Origin of the sequence: Amycolatopsis ultiminotia (genome assembly GCF_039536925.1) — a bacterium.
In the GTDB taxonomy this organism is placed as follows: Bacteria; Actinomycetota; Actinomycetes; order Mycobacteriales; family Pseudonocardiaceae; genus Amycolatopsis; species Amycolatopsis ultiminotia.
Genome location: NZ_BAAAZN010000005.1, coordinates 82,736 through 105,271 on the forward strand (window position 1 = coordinate 82,736; position 22,536 = coordinate 105,271).

General features: G+C 69.5%; 23 protein-coding genes and 2 pseudogenes. 10 read left to right on the top strand and 15 right to left on the bottom strand.

Translation table 11 applies throughout. The annotated features are described in order from the left end of the window. Positions 1-3 precede the first annotated feature (3 nt). Both ABD793_RS13395 and ABD793_RS13400 read left to right on the top strand, forming a co-directional pair. Complete coding sequence (locus ABD793_RS13395; RefSeq protein ID WP_344859429.1) at positions 4-1,125, top strand: adenylate/guanylate cyclase domain-containing protein; 1,122 nt, start codon at positions 4-6, stop codon at positions 1,123-1,125. Between the two features lie 31 nt (positions 1,126-1,156). Further along, on the top strand, positions 1,157-1,774 hold the full coding sequence (locus tag ABD793_RS13400; protein WP_344859431.1) for a TetR family transcriptional regulator C-terminal domain-containing protein: 618 nt from the start codon (positions 1,157-1,159) through the stop codon (positions 1,772-1,774). A 5-nt stretch (positions 1,775-1,779) separates the two neighbouring features. Here ABD793_RS13400 and ABD793_RS13405 read toward each other — a convergent pair whose 3' ends face one another. Further along, positions 1,780-2,196 (bottom strand): TetR family transcriptional regulator C-terminal domain-containing protein, encoded by a 417-nt coding sequence (locus tag ABD793_RS13405; protein ID WP_344860181.1) that lies wholly within the window; start codon positions 2,194-2,196, stop codon positions 1,780-1,782. Between the two features lie 133 nt (positions 2,197-2,329). Beyond that, positions 2,330-2,476, bottom strand: a pseudogene (locus ABD793_RS42675) (TetR family transcriptional regulator); the annotation flags it as partial. A 104-nt stretch (positions 2,477-2,580) separates the two neighbouring features. On the opposite strand from ABD793_RS42675, the gene ABD793_RS13410 reads away from it, so the two are divergent. Continuing rightward, positions 2,581-3,297, top strand: coding sequence for a CPBP family intramembrane glutamic endopeptidase (locus tag ABD793_RS13410; RefSeq protein WP_344859433.1), 717 nt, complete (start codon positions 2,581-2,583; stop codon positions 3,295-3,297). A gap of 3 nt (positions 3,298-3,300) precedes the next feature. Here ABD793_RS13410 and paaE read toward each other — a convergent pair whose 3' ends face one another. From paaE to paaZ, 6 genes are read right to left on the bottom strand one after another with little or no spacing between them, the layout of a single operon-like run. Next, positions 3,301-4,377 (bottom strand): 1,2-phenylacetyl-CoA epoxidase subunit PaaE, encoded by a 1,077-nt coding sequence (gene paaE, locus ABD793_RS13415; protein ID WP_344859435.1) that lies wholly within the window; start codon positions 4,375-4,377, stop codon positions 3,301-3,303. Between the two features lies 1 nt (position 4,378). Continuing rightward, positions 4,379-4,885 (bottom strand): 1,2-phenylacetyl-CoA epoxidase subunit PaaD, encoded by a 507-nt coding sequence (gene paaD / locus ABD793_RS13420; protein WP_344859437.1) that lies wholly within the window; start codon positions 4,883-4,885, stop codon positions 4,379-4,381. Then, positions 4,879-5,736, bottom strand: coding sequence for a 1,2-phenylacetyl-CoA epoxidase subunit PaaC (paaC, locus tag ABD793_RS13425; RefSeq protein WP_344859439.1), 858 nt, complete (start codon positions 5,734-5,736; stop codon positions 4,879-4,881). Before paaC ends, paaD begins: the two co-directional genes overlap by 7 nt. A 7-nt stretch (positions 5,737-5,743) precedes the next feature. Next, entirely contained in the window at positions 5,744-6,028 is a 285-nt protein-coding gene (gene paaB, locus ABD793_RS13430; RefSeq protein ID WP_344859441.1) for a 1,2-phenylacetyl-CoA epoxidase subunit PaaB, read from the bottom strand. Then, positions 6,025-6,969, bottom strand: coding sequence for a 1,2-phenylacetyl-CoA epoxidase subunit PaaA (gene paaA, locus ABD793_RS13435; RefSeq protein ID WP_344859443.1), 945 nt, complete (start codon positions 6,967-6,969; stop codon positions 6,025-6,027). The genes paaB and paaA overlap by 4 nt, the downstream gene beginning before the upstream one ends. Continuing rightward, entirely contained in the window at positions 6,966-8,993 is a 2,028-nt protein-coding gene (paaZ, locus tag ABD793_RS13440) for a phenylacetic acid degradation bifunctional protein PaaZ (protein WP_344859445.1), read from the bottom strand. The genes paaA and paaZ overlap by 4 nt, the downstream gene beginning before the upstream one ends. Before the next feature lie 208 nt (positions 8,994-9,201). On the opposite strand from paaZ, the gene paaI reads away from it, so the two are divergent. From paaI to ABD793_RS13455, 3 genes are read left to right on the top strand one after another with little or no spacing between them, the layout of a single operon-like run. Beyond that, positions 9,202-9,597 carry a hydroxyphenylacetyl-CoA thioesterase PaaI gene (paaI, locus tag ABD793_RS13445; protein ID WP_344860184.1) on the top strand — a complete coding sequence of 132 codons (396 nt, stop codon included), beginning with the start codon at positions 9,202-9,204 and terminating at the stop codon, positions 9,595-9,597. Beyond that, a complete protein-coding gene (gene paaK / locus ABD793_RS13450) occupies positions 9,594-10,877 on the top strand; it encodes a phenylacetate--CoA ligase PaaK (RefSeq protein ID WP_344859447.1) in 1,284 nt (427 codons plus the stop codon). Before paaI ends, paaK begins: the two co-directional genes overlap by 4 nt. Then, a complete protein-coding gene (locus tag ABD793_RS13455; RefSeq protein ID WP_344859450.1) occupies positions 10,874-11,467 on the top strand; it encodes a TetR/AcrR family transcriptional regulator in 594 nt (197 codons plus the stop codon). Before paaK ends, ABD793_RS13455 begins: the two co-directional genes overlap by 4 nt. A gap of 66 nt (positions 11,468-11,533) precedes the next feature. On the opposite strand, the gene ABD793_RS13460 is transcribed toward ABD793_RS13455, so the two are convergent. The 4 genes from ABD793_RS13460 to ABD793_RS13475 all read right to left on the bottom strand — a co-directional run bounded on the left by ABD793_RS13460 (position 11,534) and on the right by ABD793_RS13475 (position 13,827). Beyond that, positions 11,534-12,451, bottom strand: a complete 918-nt coding sequence (locus tag ABD793_RS13460) for a hypothetical protein (protein ID WP_344859452.1) — start codon at positions 12,449-12,451, stop codon at positions 11,534-11,536. Continuing rightward, positions 12,444-12,890 carry a type VII secretion target gene (locus tag ABD793_RS13465; protein ID WP_344859454.1) on the bottom strand — a complete coding sequence of 149 codons (447 nt, stop codon included), beginning with the start codon at positions 12,888-12,890 and terminating at the stop codon, positions 12,444-12,446. Before ABD793_RS13465 ends, ABD793_RS13460 begins: the two co-directional genes overlap by 8 nt. Continuing rightward, on the bottom strand, positions 12,883-13,455 hold the full coding sequence (locus tag ABD793_RS13470) for a YbaB/EbfC family nucleoid-associated protein (protein WP_344859456.1): 573 nt from the start codon (positions 13,453-13,455) through the stop codon (positions 12,883-12,885). The genes ABD793_RS13465 and ABD793_RS13470 overlap by 8 nt, the downstream gene beginning before the upstream one ends. Before the next feature lie 105 nt (positions 13,456-13,560). Further along, positions 13,561-13,827 carry a hypothetical protein gene (locus ABD793_RS13475; protein WP_344859458.1) on the bottom strand — a complete coding sequence of 89 codons (267 nt, stop codon included), beginning with the start codon at positions 13,825-13,827 and terminating at the stop codon, positions 13,561-13,563. Between the two features lie 168 nt (positions 13,828-13,995). On the opposite strand from ABD793_RS13475, the gene ABD793_RS13480 reads away from it, so the two are divergent. Beyond that, positions 13,996-14,652: a TetR/AcrR family transcriptional regulator gene (locus ABD793_RS13480; protein ID WP_344859460.1), complete on the top strand. Its 657-nt coding sequence runs from the start codon at positions 13,996-13,998 to the stop codon at positions 14,650-14,652. Here the strand turns inward: ABD793_RS13480 and ABD793_RS13485 are convergent. Further along, entirely contained in the window at positions 14,579-15,628 is a 1,050-nt protein-coding gene (locus tag ABD793_RS13485; protein WP_344859462.1) for an AraC family transcriptional regulator, read from the bottom strand. The two genes, ABD793_RS13480 and ABD793_RS13485, sit on opposite strands and share 74 nt — an antisense overlap. A gap of 74 nt (positions 15,629-15,702) precedes the next feature. Between ABD793_RS13485 and ABD793_RS13490 the strand changes: the two genes are divergently transcribed. Then, a complete protein-coding gene (locus tag ABD793_RS13490; protein ID WP_344859464.1) occupies positions 15,703-16,803 on the top strand; it encodes a winged helix DNA-binding domain-containing protein in 1,101 nt (366 codons plus the stop codon). A gap of 47 nt (positions 16,804-16,850) precedes the next feature. Next, positions 16,851-18,338: a flavin-containing monooxygenase gene (locus tag ABD793_RS13495; RefSeq protein ID WP_344859466.1), complete on the top strand. Its 1,488-nt coding sequence runs from the start codon at positions 16,851-16,853 to the stop codon at positions 18,336-18,338. Here the strand turns inward: ABD793_RS13495 and ABD793_RS13500 are convergent. Continuing rightward, positions 18,310-19,203, bottom strand: a pseudogene (locus ABD793_RS13500) (chitinase); the annotation flags it as partial. The gene ABD793_RS13495 and the pseudogene ABD793_RS13500 sit on opposite strands and share 29 nt — an antisense overlap. A 281-nt stretch (positions 19,204-19,484) precedes the next feature. On the opposite strand from ABD793_RS13500, the gene ABD793_RS13505 reads away from it, so the two are divergent. Beyond that, on the top strand, positions 19,485-21,860 hold the full coding sequence (locus ABD793_RS13505; protein WP_344859468.1) for a Tex family protein: 2,376 nt from the start codon (positions 19,485-19,487) through the stop codon (positions 21,858-21,860). An 18-nt stretch (positions 21,861-21,878) separates the two neighbouring features. On the opposite strand, the gene ABD793_RS13510 is transcribed toward ABD793_RS13505, so the two are convergent. Next, positions 21,879-22,511, bottom strand: coding sequence for a TetR/AcrR family transcriptional regulator (locus tag ABD793_RS13510; protein WP_344859470.1), 633 nt, complete (start codon positions 22,509-22,511; stop codon positions 21,879-21,881). Between the last annotated feature and the right edge of the window lie 25 nt (positions 22,512-22,536).

The window sequence follows — 22,536 nt, forward strand, 5'->3', positions numbered from 1 at the left end:
GCCGTGGCCGAATCCACCCGCGATCTGCAGCAGCGTCTGGAACGCACGCTGCTCGGCGGTCCGCGCCGCTACACCCGCTTCGACGTGGCGAAGCTCGCCGACGTACCGGAGGAACGGTCCCGCAGGCTGTGGCGGGCGCTCGGCTTCGCGACCGTGGACGACGACGAGGTGGTGTTCACCGACGCCGACGTCGAGGCGATGCGCATCGCCGACCAGCTCGTGCAGTCCGGGCTGGTGGAGCGCGGCCTGGAGGTCGCGGTCACCCGCGCGCTCGGCCAGCATCTGTCCCGGCTCGCCGAGTGGCAGGTGCACATGCTGTGGGAGCTGATCACCGGGAACCCGGAGCTGGCGGACAACGACGGCCAGGTGACCCGCCTCGTGGACCGGCTGCTGCCGGAGCTGGAACGGGTGCAGAGCTTCGTCTGGCGACGGCACCTCGCCGCCTACGCGGGCCGCGCGTTCGCGAACGCCGACGAGGGCATGGAGACCCGCACCCAGGTCGTCGGGTTCGTCGACATGGTCGGCTACACCCGGCTGACCCGGCAGGTCGACGAGGAGGAGCTGAGCCGGGTGCTCGACTCGTTCGAGACGCTGGCGACCGAGGTCATCGCGGACCGGCACGGCCGGGTGGTCAAGATGATCGGCGACGAGGTGCTGTTCGTGACCGATTCCTCCGCCGACGCCGGGGACATCGCCCTCACCCTCGCCGAGCGCACCGGCACCGACGAGCTGCCCGCGGTCCGTGCCGGTCTCGCCGCCGGCCGGGTGCTGTCCCGCTTCGGCGACGTGTACGGCTCGGTGGTGAACGTGGCCGCACGGCTCACCTCGGTTGCCCGCCCCGGCACTGTACTGGTCGACCGCGCGCTCGCGAGCGAGCTGGAACCGTTGGCGCAGTTCGAAATCCGCACCCGGCGTCCGGTCGCCGTGCGCGGCTACCACCGGCTGCGGCCCGCGGCGCTGCGCCGTGGAAGCGAGCAACCGACCGGCCGGTTCGCCTCTTCGCAGGAGCGGGCGGCGGAAGCGATGGGGCTGGCCGAAACCGTGGCGGATCCGGACTCGGAGCAGGAGCCGGCAGCACCGGCAGACGTGACAGTGGGGCCGCGACGGCGTCGACGGCGTCGCTGAAGGTTCCCGCACCGCGCTATAGGATCGCGGCGTGGTGGGGAATGCCGACAAACGACAGCACATCCTGGACGTGGCGATCCGCCTTGCCGCGGAGGAAGGCCTGCGGGGCCTGAGCGTGCGATCCGTTGCCGCCGCAGCGGGGATCGGCGCGACGACACTGCGGACCTACTTCCCGTCGCAGGCGCTGCTCCACCGGGCGGTCGCGGAACAGCAGGTCTCTCTCGCACTCAGCGAAGAGTGGATCCAGGACATCTCCCTCGCTCCGGTGGAGCGGCTGTCCAAGAGCTTGCGGCAGTTCCTCCCCACCGCGCAGAACCGGCACTCCGCCCTCTCGGCGTGGTTCGAACTGCTCACCCTCGCGCTCGGCCCCGAGGCCGGCGACGAGGTGCTCGAACTGGTGCGTTCCGCGCACCGGGAATCGATCGCAATCGTGACCCGCTGGCTCACGCAACTGGCCGCGGACGGCGCCCAGCTGCGGGAAACCCCCGAGCTGCTGGCCGAGCGGTTCCAGGCCCTGCTGGCCGGACTGCACCTCAACCTCTTGCTGGACAAGGACGAACAGCTCCTCGGCCGAGCGGAGGACACCGTCCGCTGGTTCGCGGAACAAGCCATCGCCGCCGAAGTGGACACCGCCGCGAAAGGCAGCTGAAGGCATCACCGGCGAGCCCGCGACCAGCCGCCGACCACACCCTCGGCAAACCACCGGAGCGTGTCCCGCGCAGCGGCGTTCCGCACGACCAGGCTCTGCACCGCAGTTTCCCGCACGACGGACTTCCACACCGCAACACTCCGCGCGACCAGGTTCTGCGCGGCGGAGTTCTGCGCGGCGGCAGGGCCGGCTTGTGGCGGGTGGAGCAGCGCATGCAGGTACAGCCCGTCGATGAGTGCCAGTGTGGCGGTGACGTGGCTGTCCACCTCCGCCGGGCGGCAGTGTCCCTGACCGGCCAAGGTGGTGAGCCACCTTCGGACGTGCCCGGCTGCTGACCGGTGCGCGTCCTCGACGATGGAGCGAACCTCGTCGACCGCGCGCCCCGGCGGACAGCCGACGCAGCTCGAACCAACCCTCGGCAGTCGTCCGGCCGTCGGCCGAAGGCAAGAACTGAGCCAGGCAGTCGGTCAGCCGCTCGGCCGGGTCGCGCCGGTCGTCGGCGATGCCGCGGTCGTCGACGGTGGCACAGACCAGCTCCGCGGCCACGGCGAGGCGCAGTTCCGCCTGGCTGGGGAAGCAACGGCGGAGCGTCGTCGCCCCCACGCCCGCCTCGGCCGCGACGCGGCGGACGCTCAGCGAACCCAGCCCTTCCCGCCTGGCCAGACCCAGTGCGGCCGGCACGATCTTCTCCTTCGAGGCCATGCCTCACCTTATCCGCACACTGTGCGGTACAGTGTGCGGCACAGCGTACGGGCACTCCTCCATCCGGCCGCCCAGCGCTTCCCACCAGCAGGAGAGGGACTTTCGTGGAGCTGAACACCGTTTCGCCGGATTCGGCCGACACGGCCGACACGGCCGCCGAACAGCGGCCGGGGTGGCCCGAAATGCTCGTCGGCGCCGCCGTCTACCTCCTGTGCTACCTCGTCGGCCCGCCGATCGTGACCGCACTGACCGGCGGCTCGCCGGTGTCGAGCGGGCTGTCGTTCGCCGCGCTCTCCGGGATCATGGGGCTGCTCGCGTTCTTCGCCGCGTTCGCCGTCCGCATGCGGTCCTTGGCCGCGTTCAACATCCGCGCCGTCCCGGTCCGCCGGATCTTCGCCGCGATCGGGTTCGGACTGCTGGCGCTCGTGCTGACCCGGGCTTTCGCCGCCCTCTACGTGGTCGTCGCCGGCAGCACCTCCGGTGACCCGCAGGGCGACTACCAGGCCGCGGCGGCAGGCGGTCCGATCGCGCTGATCCTGCAGCTGCTGTTCATTGCCGTGCTCACCCCGCTCGGCGAGGAGTTGTTGTTCCGCGGCGTGCTCGCCACTGCGCTCTCGAAGTACGGCTCGTGGATCAGCGTCGTCGGCAGCACTGTGGTGTTCGCACTGGCGCACGGGATCAACCTGGCGCTCATCCCCGCGATCGTCGTCGGTGCGATCAACGGGATCCTGTTGGTACGCACCAAGTCGGTGTGGCCGGGCGTCATCGTGCACGCGGTCAACAACGGCCTCGGCACCGTGCTCCCGCTGCTGTTCGCCTGAGTGTCACTCGTCGTAGTCCACGCCCACCCGGTCCGAAACCGGGTGGGATTGGCAGGTGAGCACGAACCCCGCGGCCACTTCGGACTTCTCCAGCGCGAAGTTGCGGCGCATGTCCACCTCGCCGGAGGTCACCCTGGCCCGGCAGGTGCCGCAGACGCCGCCCTTGCAGGCGAACGGCAGGTCCGGGCGGAAGCGCTGCGCACCGTCCAGAATGGACGAATCGCGCGGCAGGCTCATGGTGGTCGAGCGGCCGTCGAGGACCAGCGTGACCTCCGAGGACGTGCCGGGCACCGACGGGTCCACGTGCTTCACCGGCTCCGGCGGGACGTCGTCGACGTAGAACAGCTCCTGGTGCACCCGCTCGGCAGGCACCCCGAGTGACGACAGCAGCTCCTGGGCTCCCGTCACCATTCCGAACGGCCCGCACAGCCAGAATTGGTCCACCTCGTCGACCGGGACCAGCGAGTCGAACAGCGCACGCAGCTTGTCCACGTCGAGGCGGCCGGTGAACAACTCCGCCTCGCGCGGCTCGCGGGAGAGCACGTGCACCAGCTCCAGCCGCGCCGGCCAACGGTCCTTGAGGTCCGCCAGCTCGTCGGCGAACATCACCGTATCCGTGCGGCGGTTGCCATACAGCACGGTCACCGTGGCGTCCGGTGTCGCGAGCAGCGACGAGACGATCGAGAGCACCGGCGTGATCCCCGAGCCGGCCGCGACGAGCACGTGGTGACCGCCCGTGCTCAGATCGGGTGTGAAAGTCCCGGTCGGACCCGCGACGTCGACCGTGTCGCCCGGCCGTACCTCGTTGACCAGCCAGGAGGAGAACACTCCCTTCGGCACCAGCCGCACGCCCACCCGCGGCCGTGCGCCCGCCGGGGCGCAGATCGAGTACGACCGGCGCTCGTCCCGGCCCTCGACGAACCGCCGCAGCGTGAGCGACTGCCCTGGCGCGAACGCGAACGTCTCCGCCAGCGAAGGCGGCACGTCGAAGGTGACGGCGACAGCGTCTTCGCAGAGCCGCTCGACGTCGGCGACACGCAGCGAGTGGAACCCGGTACGCCGGGGAACCGCGGTGGTCACTTCAGATCTCCTTGACGTGTTCGAACGGTTCCAGACACGAGCGGCAGCGCCGCAACGCCCGGCACGCCGTCGCGCTGAACCGCGACTGCTCCTCGGTGTCGCGGGAACCGCACTGCGGACAGGCCACCCGTGCAACAGGCGGCGCCAGCGTCAACGGGATCGGGCCTGCCGCCCGGCGCGGCGCGGCACCGGGCGGTGCGATCCCGGCCTCGGCCAGCTTCCGCCGCCCGGCGGCCGAAATCCAGTCCGACGACCACGCCGGCTCCAGCACCGTGCGGATCTCGACGTCGCCGTAGCCGGCGTCGAGCAGTGCGTGCGCCAGGTCGTCGCGCATGGTGTCCATCGCCGGACAGCCGGAGTAGGTGGGTGTGATCGCGACCGTCACCCGACCGTCTACTTCGGACACCTCACGGAGTACGCCGAGGTCCGCCAGCGTGAGCATCGGCAGCTCCGGATCGGTGACGGTCTCTGCGACCGCGCGAGCGTCGCGCTGGATCGTGGTCACCATTTCGCCCCCGGCATCGCGCGGGCCACGCTCTGCAGTTCGGCGAGCAGGAAACCCATCTGCTCGGTGTGCACGCCGTCGCGGCCGGTGCGGCCGGACACGCCGGCGACCGCTGCCAGCTCCGGCCGGTCCACAGTGGCCACTGCGAGCGCCTGGTCCAGCACCGCGTCGAATTCCGGGCGCAGCGTCTCGGCGTCCACCAGCTCGTCCGGGTGCGTGGCGAACAACTCGTCGACGTACGGCCAGACCGCCGCCAGCCCCTCGGCCATCCGCTCGCGCGACACCGAGGTGCCGTCGCCGAGCCGGACCAGCCACTGCGCCGCGTAATCGCGGTGGTAGGTCAGCTCCTTGACGCTCTTCACCGCGATCGCCGACAGCACCGGGTCCGCACTGGACTCCAATTGCCGGAACAGGGCGAGCCGCCAGGTGGCGAACACGAACAGCCGGGCGATCAGGTGCCCGAAGTGCCCGCCGCCGAGCTCGGCGAGGCGCACGTTGCGGAACTCGTGCTCGGACCGCAGGAACGCCAGCGTGTCCTCGGATCGGCCGGTGCCGTCCGCCTTACCGGCCCTGGCCAGCAGCAGCCGGGCCTGGCCGAGCAGGTCGAGGCCGATATTCGCGATCGCGACCTCGTCCTCCAGCTCGGGTGCGCGGGTGATCCACTCTTGCAGCCGGTGCGAGAACACCAGCGCGTCGTCGCCGAGCATCAGGCAGTACGCGGCGAGCCGCGCACCGTCCACCCCGGACGGAACCGAGGTGTCCACACCGGAGAGCGGGTCCTCGAACCCGCTGCCGAACGCCCAGCGCGAGTCGTTGTCCTCGGTGATGGCTTCGTAGACGTTGTCGAACGACATCAGAGCCTCACATGTGCGGAACGTTGTCGGGGATTTCGTAGAACGTGGGGTGCCGGTACACCTTGTCCCCGCTGGGCGCGAAGAACGGATCCTTCTCGTCCGGCGACGACGCGGTGATGTCGGATGCTCTGACCACCCAGATGGACACGCCCTCGTTGCGCCGGGTGTAGAGGTCCCGTGCGTGGTGCAGCGCCATCTCGTCGTCCGCCGCGTGCAGCGAGCCGACGTGCACGTGGTTCAACCCGCGCTTGCCCCGCACGAACACCTCGTACAACGGCCAATCGTGCGTCATGCCGGGACCTCTTTCTTCGCCGCGTGCGCCATCGCCGCTTCCCGGACCCAGGCACCGTCTTCATGCGCACGACGCCGGTGCGCGACGCGCTGCGCATTGCACGGGCCGTTGCCCTTGAGCACGTTCTTGAACTCGTCCCAGTCGGGTGTGCCGAAGTCGTAGTGCTCGCGTTCGCAGTTCCAGCGCAGCTCCGGGTCGGGGAAAACCACCCCGAGTGCCTCGGCCTGCGGCACGGACATGTCGACAAAGCGCTGCCGCAGCTCGTCGTTGGTGTGCCGCTTGACCTTCCAGGCCATCGACTGCGCGGTGTTCGGCGAATCCGCGTCCGGCGGGCCGAACATCATCAGCGACGGCCACCACCAGCGGTTCACCGCCTCCTGCACCATTTCCCGCTGCTGCGCGGTGCCGCGCATCATGGTCATCAGCAGTTCGTAGCCCTGGCGCTGGTGGAAGGATTCCTCCTTGCAGATCCGGATCATCGCCCGCGCGTACGGACCGTAGGACGAGCGGCACAGCGGGACCTGGTTGCAGATCGCCGCCCCGTCGACCAGCCAGCCGATCACCCCGACGTCGGCGAAGGTCAGCGTCGGGTAGTTGAAGATCGACGAGTACTTCTGCCCTCCGGCGATCAGCTTTTCGGTCAGCTCGCCGCGATCGGTGCCCAGCGTCTCCGCCGCCGAGTACAGGTACAGCCCGTGCCCGGCCTCGTCCTGCACCTTGGCGAGCAGGATCGCCTTGCGCCGCAACGAGGGTGCGCGGGTGATCCAGTTGCCCTCCGGCTGCATGCCGATGATCTCCGAATGCGCGTGCTGCGCGATCTGGCGGACCATCGTCTTGCGGTACCCCTCGGGCACCCAGTCCCGCGGTTCCACCCGCTGGTCACGTTCGATGGTGTGCTCGAAGTGCGCTTCGAGTTCCGATTCGGGAAGCGTTGCGGTCACGGTTGCTCCTTCGAGACCAGGGTGAGCACGTCGTACTTGGCGACGGATTCCCCGTTCTGGTTGGTCACGTCGGCGTCCCAGCGGACCTCGCCGTAGTCCTGGTCGATCCGCGAGGTGATCTGCTTGGCGGTGAGCGTGACGGTCAGCGCGTCGTCCACCTTCACCGGCGTGAGGAAGCGCAGGTTCTCCAGACCGTAGTTGGCCAGCACCGGACCCGGCTCGGGCGAAACGAACAGCCCCGCGGCGAACGAAACCACCAGATAGCCGTGCGCCACAATCCCGCCGAACAGCGGGTTCGCCGTTGCGGCTGCCTCGTCGGTGTGCGCGTAGAACGTGTCGCCGGTGAACTCGGCGAAGTGGTCGATGTCGGCGCGCGTGACCGTACGCGGACCGGCCACCACCGTGTCACCAACACCGAGCTCCGCCAGCGACTTGCGGAACGGATGCGTACCTTCGGTACGCGGGCCGCCCTGGACCCACCGGCCGGTGACCGCGCCCAGTACCTTCGGGCTGCCCTGCACAGCAGTGCGCTGCAGATGGTGCAGCACGCCGCGGATACCACCCATCTCCTCGCCACCGCCGGCACGACCGGGACCACCGTGCACCAGCTGCGGCATCGGCGAACCGTGCCCGGTCGACTCCTTCGCGTCGTCGCTGTCGAGCACCAGCAGCCGACCGTGATACGGCGCGACACCGAGCACGATCCGTCGCGCGAAATCCGGATCACCGGTCACGACCGAACCGGCCAGACTGCCGCCACCCCGCGCGGCCAGCTCGATGACCTGCTCGACCGACGTGTAAGGCAGCAGCGTGGACACCGGTCCGAACGCCTCGACCTCATGCGGTTCGGCCCGCTCCGGATCACCTTTGAGCAGCACCGGCGAAAGGAACGCACCCGTCGCCTCGTCCGCGCCGACCACGTCGACGTGCTCCGGGTCCCCGAACACCACACTGCCCGCGTCGAGCAGTGCCTTCAGCGAACGACGAACCTCCTCGCGCTGCTCCAGACTCGCCAGCGCACCCATCCGGACACCCTCGGCGGACGGGTTGCCAACGGTGATCTTCGCCAGCCGCGCGGAAGCCGCCTCGGCGACGTCGTCCAGCATCTCCGCGGGCACGAACGCACGCCGGATCGCAGTGCACTTCTGCCCCGCCTTCACCGTCATCTCAGTGACCAGCTGCTTCACGAAGAGGTCGAACTCCGGTGTGCTCGGACGCGCGTCCGGCGCGAGAATCGAGCAGTTCAGCGAATCGGCCTCGGCGTTGAACCGCACCGAATTCCGCACGATCGCCGGATGCGCCCGCAGCTTCTGCGCGGTCGCCGCGGAACCGGTGAACGACACCAGATCCTGCGCCGTGACGTGGTCGAGCAGATCACCGACACTGCCCGCGATGAACTGCACCGAACCTTCCGGCAGGATGCCCGATTCGACGATCAGCTCCACCAGCCGCGCGGTCAGGTAGGCGGTCTGGCTGGCCGGCTTGACGATGCTCGGCACCCCGGCCAGTAACGCGGGCGCCAGCTTCTCCAACGGCCCCCACACCGGGAAGTTGAACGCGTTGATCTGCACCGCGACCCCACGCAACGGCGTGGCGATGTGCTGGGCGACGAACGTGCCGCCCTTGCCCAGCGGCTCCACCGCACCCTCGACGTACACCGTGTCATTGGGCAGCTCACGCTTGCCCTTCGAGGCGTAGCTGAACAACACACCGATGCCACCGTCGATGTCGAACTTGGAATCGCCCAGCGTGGCGCCGGTCTTCGCGGACAGCGCGTACAGCTCCTCGCGATGCTCGCGCAGGTGCGAAGCCAGCGCCTTCAACAGAGCCGCCCGCTGATGGAACGTCAGCTCACGCAGCGCCGCACCGCCGACCCGCCGGCCGTAACCGAGCGCACCGGCGAAATCGACACCCGTCGAGGAAACCCGCGCGACCTCCTCCCCGGTCACCGCGTCGTGCAGCGGGGCGCCCTCGTCCGGCGCCGTGTGCCATTCCCCGGAGACGTAGCTGCGGAGCAGAACCATGCCGACCCTCTCGCCGAATTACCAACCGGACGTTCAGTAATTCGCATGGTAGCCGGTCCGGCGCCCGATCGGAAGCCCGCACCTGCTTGACACCGCCCGGTGCACCGCATTTACTGAGCGCATCCGCGATTTACCGGCCATTCGGTCAGTAAGTTGATGTACAGCGCAGGAGGACGCGGGGCCCGTGACACGCAACGCCGCACACGACATGTTCGCGCTCGACCAGGCGTCTCGCGCGCTCGGCATCGAGCTGGCCGAGGCCGGGGACGGCCGGGCAGTGGCCACCATGACGATCACCGAATCGATGGTCAACGGGCACGCGATCGCCCACGGCGGCTACCTGTTCCTGCTCGCGGACACCGCATTCGCCTGCGCCTGCAACTCGCACGGTCCGGTGACCGTCGCGTCCGGCGCGGAAATCTCCTTCGTCGCGGCCGGGCGGCTCGGCGACCACCTGGTCGCCACTGCCGACGAGCGCACCCGTTACGGCCGCAACGGCATCTACGACGTCACGGTGCACCGGGAGACCCCCGGCGGGCCCGAGGTCGTCGCCGAGTTCCGCGGCCGCAGCCGCGTCGTCGAGAAGACCCGGGAACGCTCATGAACGACAGTGCCGAGAAGCTGAACGCCGACGAGCTCGCCACCGTCCAGCTGGAACGTCTGCAGTGGACACTGCAGCACGCGTACGACAACGTTCCGTGCTACCGCGCGAAGTTCGACCAGGCCGGGGTGCATCCGAAGGACTGCCACGAGCTGGCCGATCTCGCGAAGTTCCCGTTCACTACCAAGGCCGATCTACGGGACAACTACCCATTCGGCATGTTCGCGGTGCCGCAGCAGGACATCCGGCGGCTGCACGCGTCCAGCGGCACCACCGGGAAGCCGACCGTGGTCGGCTACACCGAGGACGATCTGGACGTGTGGGCCACCGTGATGGCGCGCTCGATCCGCGCCGCGGGCGGGCGCCCGGGACACAAGGTGCACGTGGCCTACGGCTACGGCCTGTTCACCGGCGGGCTCGGCGCGCACTACGGCGCGGAGAAGCTCGGCTGCACGGTGATCCCCGCGTCCGGCGGGATGACCGCACGGCAGGTCCAGCTGATCACCGACTTCCGGCCGGAGATCATCATGGTCACCCCGTCGTACCTGCTGACCCTGCTGGACGAGTTCGAACGCCAGGGCGTCGACCCGCGCGAGAGCTCGCTGAAGGTCGGCATCTTCGGCGCGGAGCCGTGGACCGAGCAGATGCGTGCGGAGATCGAGCAACGGTGCGCGATCGACGCGGTGGACATCTACGGCCTGTCCGAGGTGATGGGGCCGGGCGTGGCGCAGGAGTGCGCGGAAACCAAAGACGGCCTGCACATCTGGGAGGACCATTTCTTCCCCGAGGTGATCGATCCGTTCACCGAGGAGGTGCTGCCCTCCGGCGCGCGCGGCGAGCTGCTGTTCACGTCGCTGACCAAACAGGCGTTGCCGATCATCCGTTACCGCACACGCGATCTGACCCGGCTGCTGCCGGGCACCGCACGGCCGGCGTTCCGGCGGATGGAGAAGGTGACCGGGCGCAGCGACGACCTGATCATCCTGCGCGGGGTGAACGTGTTCCCCACCCAGATCGAGGAGATCGTGCTGCGCACCGCCGCGCTCAGTCCGCACTTCCAGCTCGTGCGCTCCACCCGCGGCAGGCTCGACCACCTCACCGTGCGGGTCGAGGCCGCCCGCGACACGAGCGCCGAAGCCCGCGAGGCCGCCGCGGCGGCACTGGTCGCCGGGGTCAAGGACGGCGTCGGGGTGAGCGTGACGGCCGAGGTCGTGGAACCGGACACGCTGGAGCGCTCCGTCGGCAAGATGCGGCGCGTGCTCGACGAACGGGACCGCGGGTGAGTACCGCCCCTGCCCGGCGCGGGCGGCCCGGCTACGACCTCGAATCGTTGCTGCAGGTCGCGGTGAAACTGTTCAACGAGCGCGGCTACGACGGGACCAGCATGGAGGACCTGTCGCGCAAGCTGGGCATCACGAAGTCCGCGATCTACCACCACGTGCCGAGCAAGGAGGAACTGCTGCGGCTGGCCGTGGACCGGGCACTGGACGGGCTGTTCGAGGTCGCGGACGAAACCACGGCACTCGAGGGCCCTGCGATCGACCGGCTGACCCACCTGGTGCGCGGCAGTGTCCTGGTGCTCGCCGACCGGCTGCCGTTCGTCACGCTGCTGCTGCGGGTGCGCGGCAACACGAAGATCGAACGTGCCGCGCTCGCCCGTCGCCGCGAGTTCGATCACCTCGTCGCCGACCTGGTCAAGCAGGCCGAATCCGAGGGCGACGTCCGCCCGGACCTCGACCCCGCGGTCGCCGCCCGGCTGCTGTTCGGCACGGTCAACTCGCTCATCGAGTGGTACCGCCCCCGCCGCGATTCACCGGCCGAGGACCTGGCGGACGCGGTGTGCAAGATGGCCTTCGAGGGACTGCGCGCCTGAACCGTCGTCCCGCGCCGGACGGCGGGCGCGCCGGGCACTGGCCCCGATGACCCACCGGACACGCCCCTACGAGGGCGCGGCCGCTGCGTTGCCGCCCTGTTTCGCGAACTCGATCAGGTTCTTGATCGCGGCGGCGATCTGCGTGATGCAGGACAGGACCTTGGTGACCACGGTCAGTACGTCCGTCATGCCTTCGCCGAGTTCCGTCAGCGCCTTGCCGAGCACCGTTTCGGCCTTGACGATGTACATCCCGCCGTCCTTCGCCATGAACGCCAGGTCCACCGGGGGCGGTCCTTCGGCGATCGAGTCGATCGCCACCTCGACCAGGGTGGCGAGCAGCCCGGAAAGGAGATCGCGCACCATGTCGTGTGCCGCCTGGACCATGTTGCTGACCACGTCGAGCAGGTTCGCCCACAGCTCGCACAGCAGCCCGAGGCTGTTGAGGCCGATGGCCAGTGCCCGCGCCCGCTTCCGGTAGAGCTCGGCGGCCTTGCCCTGCCAGTACTGCTGGGTCCGCTGCGCGGCGTCGTGGTACTTGTGCGCGGTCTGCCCCAGCGCCCGGCCCATATTGGTCCAGGTCGCGGAGACCCCCTTCACGGTCGCCGAATTGCCGACCAGTTCGTCCATGACGAGCCGGATCGGCTTGACGTGGTCCATGATCCACGCGATCAGCGGCTGCACTGCGAAACCGACTGCGCCGCCGAGCGAGGTGGTGGCGTCCACCGCGCTCGCGGCGAAGCCACCGACATCGAGTGCGGCACTCAGTCCGTCGAAAACGTAGCTGAACCAGTCTCTCTGCTCGAGGTCGTGCGCGAGGTTCTCGACGGAGCCGTCGACCGGGAGCCCGGACGCCCAATGCGGGTTCTTGTCGTCGGCACCGGGGCCTGGCATGAACGGGCCCCAGCCGGTGTGCGACGAGAGCGGGTTGTACTGCTGCCAGTCCGTTTTCGCGTTCTTGTCGACCAGTGGGTTGCCTTCAGGCATCGTGCTGCGCCTCCTGCCCGTCCGACGGCGAGGACCCGGCGCCGGTCACCGGTGTACCCGGCTCCGGCACGTCATCCGGTGGCAGTGCGCCACTGCCCACCTGCATCCCCGGCAGGTCCGCGATCTTCCGTTCGAGTTCCTGCAACGCTTCGGCGGCATGGTGTTCGTTGGTCTGGTACTCGACGGCCGCCTGGCCGAGCGCGGCGGAAGTGGTCTCCAGTGCCTGCACGGCGTCCTTGGTGAAGGAGATGAACGCCGTCGCGATCGGCCGGGTGGCTTGCGGGAACGCCTGGAACATCAGGCCGTAGGCGTTGTCCCAGCCACCCGGGGTCACCTGGTTCCCGGCGTCCACGACCTGGTTTCCCCCGGCCACCGCCTGCTCGAGGTCGTGGCGGTGCGCGTCCAGCTTCGCCGGGTCGACGGTGTATCCCTCAGGCATGGTCCGACCCCCGCCCGCTGTCCGGCTCCTGCAGGAAATTCGTGTCGCCGAAGTCCTCTTCGTCCTCTTCGTACCGCGGCCTTCGTGCGGCCGCGGGAGGCTCGGCCGGTGCCTGCGCGGATTCCTGTTCGGCGAGTTCGCCGATCCTGGCCTCGTTCACCTGCTCGGTGCCCGGATCGGGCTCCGGCGGCGGAAAGCGTTCCTGGAACTTCTGCGCGATCCGGCCCGCGAACGGGTTGTCCCCCGCCTGCTGGGTGAATTCCTCCGCGAGCGTCGCCTGTGCCCGCTGGAAGCAGGCCATGAGTTCGGCCGCGAGTTCCGCCGGACTGCGTTTGTCGATCTTCTCGGTGAAACTGATCTCCCGTGGCGCCCCGCCGGCATTCACCACGACGGTGATCGCCTGGTCCTGGCTGCTCGCCCGGCCGGAAATGCGGTCGAGGGCCTGACTGGCGTCGGCGGCCTGCTCGCTTTCCCGCTGCGTACGCTCGAGTGCCTGCAGCAGGTCCTGCTGAACGGCGGCGAGCCGCTCCTGACCAGGTTGTGCCGCCGACGGGCCGTCGGTCATGTCGCCTCCTCCGGATAACCCTCTTGGTGGTCACCGTGAATTTCCTTGGGAAGGAGGGTACGACTCCGGAGCACGTCCTGCGGGAAAACTGCGGAATCAGTATCCTCACTCCGCTCCGGGCGGACGCCGGGATGGCCCGGACTGCCACCGGAGTGCCCGGTGCAGCTCCTCGATGAACCGTTCGTCGTCTTCCTCGCTCGGGTCGGTGCCGAGCGGGATCCAGTGCTGCGCGACCAGCTCGTCGTTGTCGTAGCTGCGGATCAGGACGCCGGGGTAGGACAGTGCGGCGCCGTCGATGCGGACCTGCCGGTGCTGGAGGCACACGCGGACCCGTCGTCCGGGCGTACCCGGGCCGTGCTCGGTACCGTCCATGGTGCTCCTGCCCGCGGTGTCGCCCGGTCCGTCGTCCGCGGGTGCACGGAAGTTACCCGCGGGTTGTTCCGGTTGCGTAACGACACCTGGCCACCACGGCATGCGGCAGGGGGCAACTTGTCGACCGTCCGGTTGACAAGCCCGGCAACCGGCGGCAAGGCTGGCCGGATGACAGGCGGACCCCGGCGCCGGCTGGAACCGGCACAGCGCAGGGCCGAGATCCTTGCCGCGGCACGCCGGTTGTTCGGCGCGGACAGCTATTCCGCGGTGTCCACTTCGGACATCGCGGAGGCGGCAGGGGTGGCGCGGCCGCTGATCAACCACTACTTCGGCAGCAAACGCGAGCTCTACCTGGAAGTGGTACGGCAGCTGATGATCGTGCCCGCACCGGTGGTGGACGCGTTACCGGACGGGCCGGTGCGGACCCGGCTGGAGGTCGGCATCGACCGCTGGATCGACGTGGTGGAGCGCAATCGCGACGCATGGCTCACCGTGATCGGACCGGAGACGGCCGCGCACGATCCGGAGATCGAGCGCATCGTGCTGGAGGCCGACGAGGTCGCCGCCGACCGGGTGCTGTCCGCGGCGTTGCTGACCGACGTTGCCGAGGGACGTGCTCAGCTGCGCGCGATGATCCGTTCCTACGGCGGGATGTTGCGTGCCGCATCCCGCGAATGGCTGGTCCGCGGCACGCTGCGGCGCGAGGAGCTGCGCACCTTTCTCGTCGAATCGCTGGTGCAGCTGCTCGAAGTCACCTACCCGGCGGTACTCGCGGAACCGAACGACGCACGTACGAGGCAGGCGTCGTCCCGCTCCACCGCTTGAACGCGTGGATGAAGCTGGACGCCTCGGCGTAACCAAGGCGCAGTGCGACATCTTCCACCGAGAGCACACCGGTGTTCAGCATTTCCTCGGCGAGCGCCTGCCGGACCTCGTCCAGCAGCTGACGGTACCCGGTACCGGCGTCGGTCAGGCGACGGCGCAGGGTCCGCGCACTCATCGTGAGCTGCCCGGCGATCGCATCCATCCCGGCGTCCACGCCGCCGAGCCGGACCAGGCGTTCCCGCACCAGCTGCGCAGTGCCCGAACGGGTCCGGCGCTGGGCCACCAGCGCGTCGCACTGGGCGGCACACAACGCCACGGTCTGCTCGTTCGCCTGCGGCAGCGAACGGTTCAGCATCGCCGCGTCGAGCGTTGCCCGGCACTGCCCGGCATCGAACGCCGGCACCAGCCCGAAGGTGTCTGCATAGGAGTCCACAGTGGCCGGTGCGGAATACCGGAACTCCAGCCGTTGCAGGGAGACGTCCGGCAGCAGGTCCCGCATCACGGTGTGGATCGCGCAGAGATCACGCAACACCAGGAACCGTGACACGTCCGCGGGCACCCGGGAATCGTCCATCACCAACCGGATTCCGTCGGCGGCCAGCTCCACGTGCGGAACGCAGAAGGTGAAGCTCAGGTCGAGGTAGCGCAGCGCGAACTCCATCGCGGCACGCATGGTCGTGCTGCTGAGGCAGGCGAAACCGAAGATGCCGAAGGTGCTCGCGCGGTAGCGGCTGCCGAGGTCGAGCGCGATGTCGTCACCGGAGCCGATCGTCGAGCACAGCGCACGCACCACGGCGAGTTCCTGACGGGCGTCCACCTGTCGTTCCGGCGCGTGCAACACCTCCGGCGGCGTTCCGGGCAGCACTCGGTCCGGCGCAATCCCGTGCTCCTCGGCGAACTGCAGCATGAGCAGCACGCTCGCGGTACCACGCGGATAATCCCAGTCGCGGATCGCGGGGGTGGCCAGCTCCGTCATGGCCGGAATTATGGATCAGCGTTTCCGGCTCGTCGAGGACCGAGGCTGTCCTGGTTGCCGATTACGCTTCTCACGTGCATCTCTCCCGGCGTGTGCTGAACCGCGCGACCCTTGACCGGCAACTGCTGCTGCGACGAGCGAAGCTGCCCGCGCTCGACGCCGTCGCGCACCTCGCGGGATTGCAGGCGCAGGCGCCGGTTCCGCCGTACTACGCGCTGTGGGCGCGGCTGCACGGCTTCCGCCCGGAGGAGCTGGCGCAGCTGCTGCTCGACCGGAAGGTAGTGCGGATCGCGCTGATGCGCGGCACGGTGCACCTCGTCCCGGCAGCCGATGCGCTCGCGTGGCGGCCGCTGGTGCAACCGGTCATGGACCGCGCACTCAAGGCGAACAATGAACATCGGCTCCCGCTGTCACACGTCGACCACGCCGCTGTGGCGGCCACCGCGGGTGCGCTCCTGCGCGAGCGACCGCACTCGAGCGGACAGCTGGGCACGGCACTCGCCGAGCACTATCCGGACGTGCCGGCGGCCTCGTTGATGTTCCTCGCCCGCAACGCGCTTCCGCTCGTGCAGATCCCACCGCGCGGCGTGTGGGGCAAGGCCGGGCAGCCGACGTACCAGCTCGCCCGGCACTGGCTGGGCGACCAACCGCAACCACGGCCGGAGCCGGCCGCGCTCGTGCGCCGCTACCTCGCCGCGTTCGGCCCGGCCACCGTCGCCGACGCGCAGATCTGGGCCGGCATCACGAAACTCGGCGAGGTGGTCGAGCGGATGGAGCTGCGCAGGTACCTCGACCCCGAGGGACGGACCCTGTACGACCTGCCCGAAGCCACCCTGCCGGACGAGGACACGCCCGCGCCGCCGCGGCTGCTCGGCCCGTTCGACCAGACGCTGCTTTCCTACGCCGACCGCACCCGGCTGATCTCCGACGAGTACCGCGCACGCGTGATCACCCAGAACGGCCTGGTCAAGGGCACCCTGCTGGTCGGAGGGTACGTGCGGGGGTCATGGGAAATCAGCACCACGCGCGATACCGCGACGCTGCGGCTGACCCCGTTCGAGCGGCTGTCGAAACGCGATACGGCCGCGCTGGACAGTGCCGGACGACGGCTGCTGGCCTGGGCCGAACCCGGCGTCGAGCACGCGCTCACCTGGCCGGAATTCTCGATTCGCTGACCGTTCGTGCCTTCCGCCGCGGACGCCCGCCTGGGTAGCTTCGGGGAATGGGCGATACGGCAGGGACGCCGTCGGTGCTGATCGTCGGCACCGGGTTCGGCGGAATCGGCGCGGCCATCGAGCTGAAGCGCGCGGGCTTCCACGATTTCACGATACTGGAGCGTGCACACGAGCCCGGCGGGGTCTGGCGCGCGAACACCTACCCCGGCGCGGCCTGTGACGTGCCCTCGCCGCTGTACTCCTTTTCCTTCGAGCCCAATCCGAACTGGCCGCGGCGGTACTCCACGCAGCCGGACATCCACGCCTACCTCGAGCACGTGATCGCCAAGTACGGCATCGAAGGGCACATCCGCTACGGCCGCGAAGTCACCACCGCAACGTTCGACGAAGACCACTGGCGCGTCGAGACCGCACAGGGCGAAACCTTCGAGGCCACCGTGTTCGTGCCCGCGGTCGGACAGCTTTCCCGGCCCGCGCTGCCCGCCATCCCCGGCCGCGAAAGCTTTACCGGGCCCGCGTTCCACTCCGCGGAGTGGAACCACGACGTGCCGCTGGCAGGCAAGCGCATCGCGGTGATCGGCACCGGGGCGAGCGCCGTGCAGTTCGTGCCGGAGATCCGCAAACGCGCCGCACGGCTCACCGTTTTCCAGCGCACCCCGCCCTACCTCCTGGCCAAGCACGACGCCCGCTACGCCCGCTGGCAGAAGTGGCTCTTCCGGCGGGTGCCGGCCACCCAGCTGCTCGGCAGGCTGCGGGTCTTCCTGCTGGCCGAGTACGCGACCTACGCGATGAGCGGACATCCTTGGCTGCTCAAGGTCTTCGAGCTGCGGACCGCGCAGCTGCGCCGCCGCCACGTCAAGGATCCCGGGCTGCGGCGCCGGATCAAGCCGGACTACCCGATGGGCTGCAAGCGGATCCTGTTCAGCAACCACTACCTGCCCGCACTGGCGCAGCCGAACGTCGCGGTGGTGACCGCCCCGATCCGGGAGATCACCCCACGCGGCGTGCGCACCGAGGACGGCGTCGAGCACGAGGCCGACGTGCTCATCTACGGCACCGGGTTCAAGGCGACCGAGTTCCTCGGCCCGATGAAGGTGCTGGGCAGGCACGGCCGCTCGCTGGCCGAGGCGTGGCGGGGCGGCGCGCGCGCCTATCTCGGCCTGGCCGTGCCCGGATTCCCGAACCTGTTCTGTCTCTACGGCCCGAACACCAACGTCGGGGCAGGCTCGATCGTGTATCTGCTGGAGCGGCAGGCCCGCTACCTGCGCCAGGCGGTGGAACTGCTCGCCAGGCCCGGAGTGTCCGTTATGGACGTCCGGCCGGAGGTCGAGGAACACTACGACCGCGAGGTGCAGCGGCGCCTCGGCGGCAGCGTGTGGAGCGCGTGCACGAGTTGGTACCGACAGGCCGACGGCCGGGTGAGCACCAACTGGCCCGGCCCGGTCGTCGAATACGACCGGCGGACCAGGGTGCTCGACCCGGCCGACTATCGGGTGGCAGGACCGGTCAGGGCAGCCCGGCCAGTCCGGAACTGACCGCGTTCGAGAAGGCGTAGTCCGCCGAGGCGTCCCAGTTGATCGACCAGGTCATCGCGCCCCGGATGCCGGGGTAGGTGGCATCCGGCTTGTACGAACCGCAGTCGCTGCCCTTGGCCAGGCAGTTCAGCGCGGACACGGTGTTCGCCGGATCCTGGTAGCCACCGCCTGCCGCGGAAGCCGACGCGGGAAGGCCGAGGCCGACCTGATCGTCCCGCAGACCGCCCTTGAGCTGGATGCAGGCGAGCCCGGTGAGGAAATCGACGGAGCCCTGTGAGTAGGTCTTGCCGTCGCAGCCGTTCATCGTGCCGGAGTTGTAGTACTGCATGTTGACGATCGTGAGGATGTCCTTGACGTTCAGCGCGAGCTTGAAGTAGCCGGCGTCCGGGGACTGCATGTCGATCGTCTGCGGCGCCATGGTGATCACCGAGCCGCCGCCGTCGTGGATGCTCTTCAGCGCTTGGGCCATGTACGTGGCGTCGACACCGTTTTCCAGGTCGATGTCCACGCCGTCGAAGCCGTAGTCGGAGATCGCCGCCTTGATCGAATCGGCGAAGCTGGTGGCCGACGCATCGTCGGTCACGCTGATCGTGCCCTTCTCGCCGCCGACCGAGAGCACGACCTTCTGCCCGTGCGACTGCAGGGTCTTGACGTCGGCGCGGAACTGGTCGTCGGTATAGCCGCCGAGCGCGGAGGACAGGTCGGGATCAAGGCTGAACTTGACCTCGCCCGGCTTGTCGGTGGCGTCGGCGAAGGACACCGCGACGATGTTGTACTTGTCCGGCACATCGGCGAGCTTCAGCGGTTTGGCGTCGTTGACGAAGTTCTGCCAGTACCCGGTGAGCACGTGTTTGGGCAGGTCGGCGGCCGGTGCGGCAGTCGCGCTGCCGGTGGCGACCGTGACGCCGAGGAATGCGGCCATGACGGCCAGCAGGGACAGGAGAACCGGCTTGCGCCGGCGGGACCGTTCTGGGGACAACGGGAAGCACCTCCGCGACCATGGGGAAGATCACCCCAAGGTGGACTAGACCAATGCGGATGTCAAGGCCCTGCCAGGGACGGCTTCGCGGGGCCATCCGCGACCGTGGCGGCCACTGACGGCAGAATGCAGGCTCGGAGCAGCCGAGACGAAGCAGGAGCCGGGTAGTGAGCGTGCAGTCGGTCGAGCAACGGATCGCCGAAGAACTGGGGGTGCGCGAAGGACAGGTCAAGGCCACCGTCGATCTCCTCGACGGGGGGTCGACCGTTCCGTTCATCGCCCGGTACCGCAAGGAAGTCACCGGGATGCTCGACGACGCGCAGCTGCGCACGCTCGAGGAGCGGCTGCGGTACCTGCGGGAACTCGACGAGCGGCGGGGCGCCGTGCTGGAGTCGATCCGAAGTCAGGGCAAACTGGACGAAGCGCTCGAAGCGCAGATCCTCGCCGCGGACACCAAGTCCCGGCTGGAGGACATCTACCTGCCGTACAAGCCGAAGCGGCGGACCAAGGCGCAGATCGCCCGCGAGGCCGGGCTCGAGCCGCTGGCCGACGGCCTGCTGAACGATCCGGCCACGGACCCGCAGCCCGCCGCGGCGGTGTTCGTGGACGCGGACAAGGGCGTGGCCGACGCACAGGCCGCACTCGACGGTGCACGCGCCATCCTGGTCGAGCGGTTCGCCGAGGACGCCGACCTGATCGGCGAGCTGCGCGAGAAGATGTGGACCGAAGGGCACCTGGCCTCGAAGGTCCGGGCGGGCAAGGAGACCGACGGCGCGAAGTTCGCCGACTACTTCGACTTCGCCGAGCCCTACACCAAGCTCCCCTCGCACCGGATCCTGGCGATGCTGCGTGGCGAGAAGGAGGAAGTCCTCGACCTGTCCATGGAGTCCGAGGAGCCCGCCGCCGAGGACGCCGCGCCGCGGGTCGGGCCCACCGAGTACGAACAGCGCATCGCCGCCCGGTTCGGGATCAGCCGGCAGGGGCGGCCGGCGGACAAATGGCTCGGCGACACCGTGCGCTGGGCCTGGCGCACGAAGATCCTCCTGCACCTCGGCATCGACCTGCGGATGCGGCTGCGCCAGTCGGCCGAGGACGACGCGGTCCGGGTGTTCGCCTCGAACCTGCGGGACCTGCTGCTGGCCGCACCCGCGGGCACGCGCGCCACGATGGGCCTCGACCCCGGCTTCCGCACCGGGGTGAAGGTGGCCGTGGTCGACGCGACCGGCAAGGTCGTGGACACCCACGTCATCTACCCGCACCAGCCCGCCAACAAATGGGACCAGTCGATCGCCGAGCTGGCCGCGCTGTCGGCGAGGCACCAGGTGGACCTGATCTCGATCGGCAACGGCACCGCCTCTCGCGAGACCGACAAGCTCGCGGTCGAACTCATCAAGAAGCACCCCGAGCTCAAGCTCACCAAGGCCGTGGTGTCCGAGGCGGGCGCGTCGGTCTACTCGGCCTCGGCGTTCGCCTCCCAGGAACTGCCGGGCATGGACGTGTCGCTGCGCGGCGCGGTCTCGATCGCACGGCGGCTGCAGGATCCGCTTGCCGAGCTGGTGAAGATCGATCCGAAGTCGATCGGCGTCGGCCAGTACCAGCACGACCTGGCGGAATCCTCACTGTCGCGGTCGCTGGACGCGGTGGTGGAGGACTGCGTGAACGCGGTCGGCGTGGACGTGAACACCGCGTCGGCGCCGCTGCTGACCCGCGTCTCCGGGATCACCACCGGACTGGCCGAGAACATCGTGGCGCACCGCGACAGCAACGGCCCGTTCCGTACCCGCGACGCACTCAAGGATGTCGCACGGCTGGGCCCGAAGGCGTTCGAGCAGTGCGCGGGCTTCCTGCGCATCCCGGACGGAGCCGACCCGCTCGACGCGTCGTCGGTGCACCCGGAGGCCTACCCGGTGGTGCGGCGGATCGTCGACCACACCGGCAGCGGCATCCGCGAGCTGATCGGCAACGCGCGCACGCTGCAGAAGCTGCAGCCCGCCCAGTTCGTGGACGACACCTTCGGACTGCCCACGGTCACCGACATCCTGGCCGAACTGGAGAAGCCGGGCCGCGACCCGCGGCCGGCCTTCAAGACCGCGACCTTCGCCGAGGGCGTGGACAAGATCGGCGACCTGAAGCCGGGCATGCGGCTGGAGGGTGTGGTCACCAACGTGGCGGCGTTCGGCGCGTTCATCGACGTCGGCGTGCACCAGGACGGGCTCGCCCACGTGTCGGCGCTGTCGAAGAACTTCGTGAAGGACCCGCGCGACGTGGTCAAGCCGGGCGACATCGTGAAGGTCAAGGTGCTCGACGTCGACGTGCCGCGCAAGCGGATCTCGCTGACCCTGCGCCTTGACGACGAGCCGGGTGCCCCGTCCGGTGAACGCCGCGGCGGCGGTGGCGGCCGGGACCGCGGACAGAGCGGCGGCGGACAGGGCGGACAGGGTGGCGGACAGCGCCGCGCCCAGCAGAACCGCGGCGGACGGCAGGCCGCCGGAGGCGGCGGCGCCATGGCGGACGCGCTGCGGCGGGCCGGCTTCGGCAAGTAGCCGGTGAAAACGGCCTCCTCACCCGTGCGGCGAGGAGGCCGTTTCGCTGCCCGGGGTCAGTGCGCCGGCCGAAATGCCGGCGAGGAAGACGGCGATCGCATCGTCGATCACCGCGTCGCTCTGCGGCCCGGTGATCCGCCGGGACGTGACGAGCGCCGCGATGCCCTGCATGGTCGAGGACAGCAGCAAGGCCAGCCTGCCGACCTCGTGTGGTTCGCAGGCCCCCGCTTCGACCCCCTCCCCCAGAATGTCGGTCATGGTGGTGAACAGACGCTCGGCGGCGCTGCGGACCGCCGCCGAGGACCGGTCCACCTTGGCCGCGAACATGAGATCGAGTAACGCGGGGTTGCTGGTCGCGTACTTGACGTACGCCGCGGCTGCCGCGCGCAGTGTGGCCGCGTAGCCCCCGGACGCGCGCGAGGTGGCTTCCCGAAGGTCGTCGACGAGCCGGAGGTAACCCCGCTCCGCCAAGGCGTCGAGCAGCGCGTTGCGATCGATGAAGTGACTGCGTGGCGCACCGTGGCTGACGCCTGCTTTGCGCGCCAGTTCACGCAGCGACAGCGCCTCGGTCCCCCGCTCCCGGAGCACCGCCTCCGCCTCGTCGAGGAGCACGGCACGGAGGTTGCCGTGATGGAAAGGCCGTTCGGACACCTGTGGATGATACCGCACAACTAGT

Coding starts and splice junctions, on each gene's coding strand:
- paaD (WP_344859437.1), bottom strand. CDS start 4,885: ATGGTGACCACGATCCAGCGCGACGCTCGCGCGGTCGCAGAGACCGTC.
- paaC (WP_344859439.1), bottom strand. CDS start 5,736: ATGTCGTTCGACAACGTCTACGAAGCCATCACCGAGGACAACGACTCG.
- paaB (WP_344859441.1), bottom strand. CDS start 6,028: ATGACGCACGATTGGCCGTTGTACGAGGTGTTCGTGCGGGGCAAGCGC.
- paaZ (WP_344859445.1), bottom strand. CDS start 8,993: ATGGTTCTGCTCCGCAGCTACGTCTCCGGGGAATGGCACACGGCGCCG.
- paaI (WP_344860184.1), top strand. CDS start 9,202: ATGTTCGCGCTCGACCAGGCGTCTCGCGCGCTCGGCATCGAGCTGGCC.
- paaK (WP_344859447.1), top strand. CDS start 9,594: ATGAACGACAGTGCCGAGAAGCTGAACGCCGACGAGCTCGCCACCGTC.
- ABD793_RS13460 (WP_344859452.1), bottom strand. CDS start 12,451: ATGCCTGAAGGCAACCCACTGGTCGACAAGAACGCGAAAACGGACTGG.
- ABD793_RS13465 (WP_344859454.1), bottom strand. CDS start 12,890: ATGCCTGAGGGATACACCGTCGACCCGGCGAAGCTGGACGCGCACCGC.
- ABD793_RS13470 (WP_344859456.1), bottom strand. CDS start 13,455: ATGACCGACGGCCCGTCGGCGGCACAACCTGGTCAGGAGCGGCTCGCC.
- ABD793_RS13475 (WP_344859458.1), bottom strand. CDS start 13,827: ATGGACGGTACCGAGCACGGCCCGGGTACGCCCGGACGACGGGTCCGC.
- ABD793_RS13480 (WP_344859460.1), top strand. CDS start 13,996: ATGACAGGCGGACCCCGGCGCCGGCTGGAACCGGCACAGCGCAGGGCC.
- ABD793_RS13485 (WP_344859462.1), bottom strand. CDS start 15,628: ATGACGGAGCTGGCCACCCCCGCGATCCGCGACTGGGATTATCCGCGT.
- ABD793_RS13495 (WP_344859466.1), top strand. CDS start 16,851: ATGGGCGATACGGCAGGGACGCCGTCGGTGCTGATCGTCGGCACCGGG.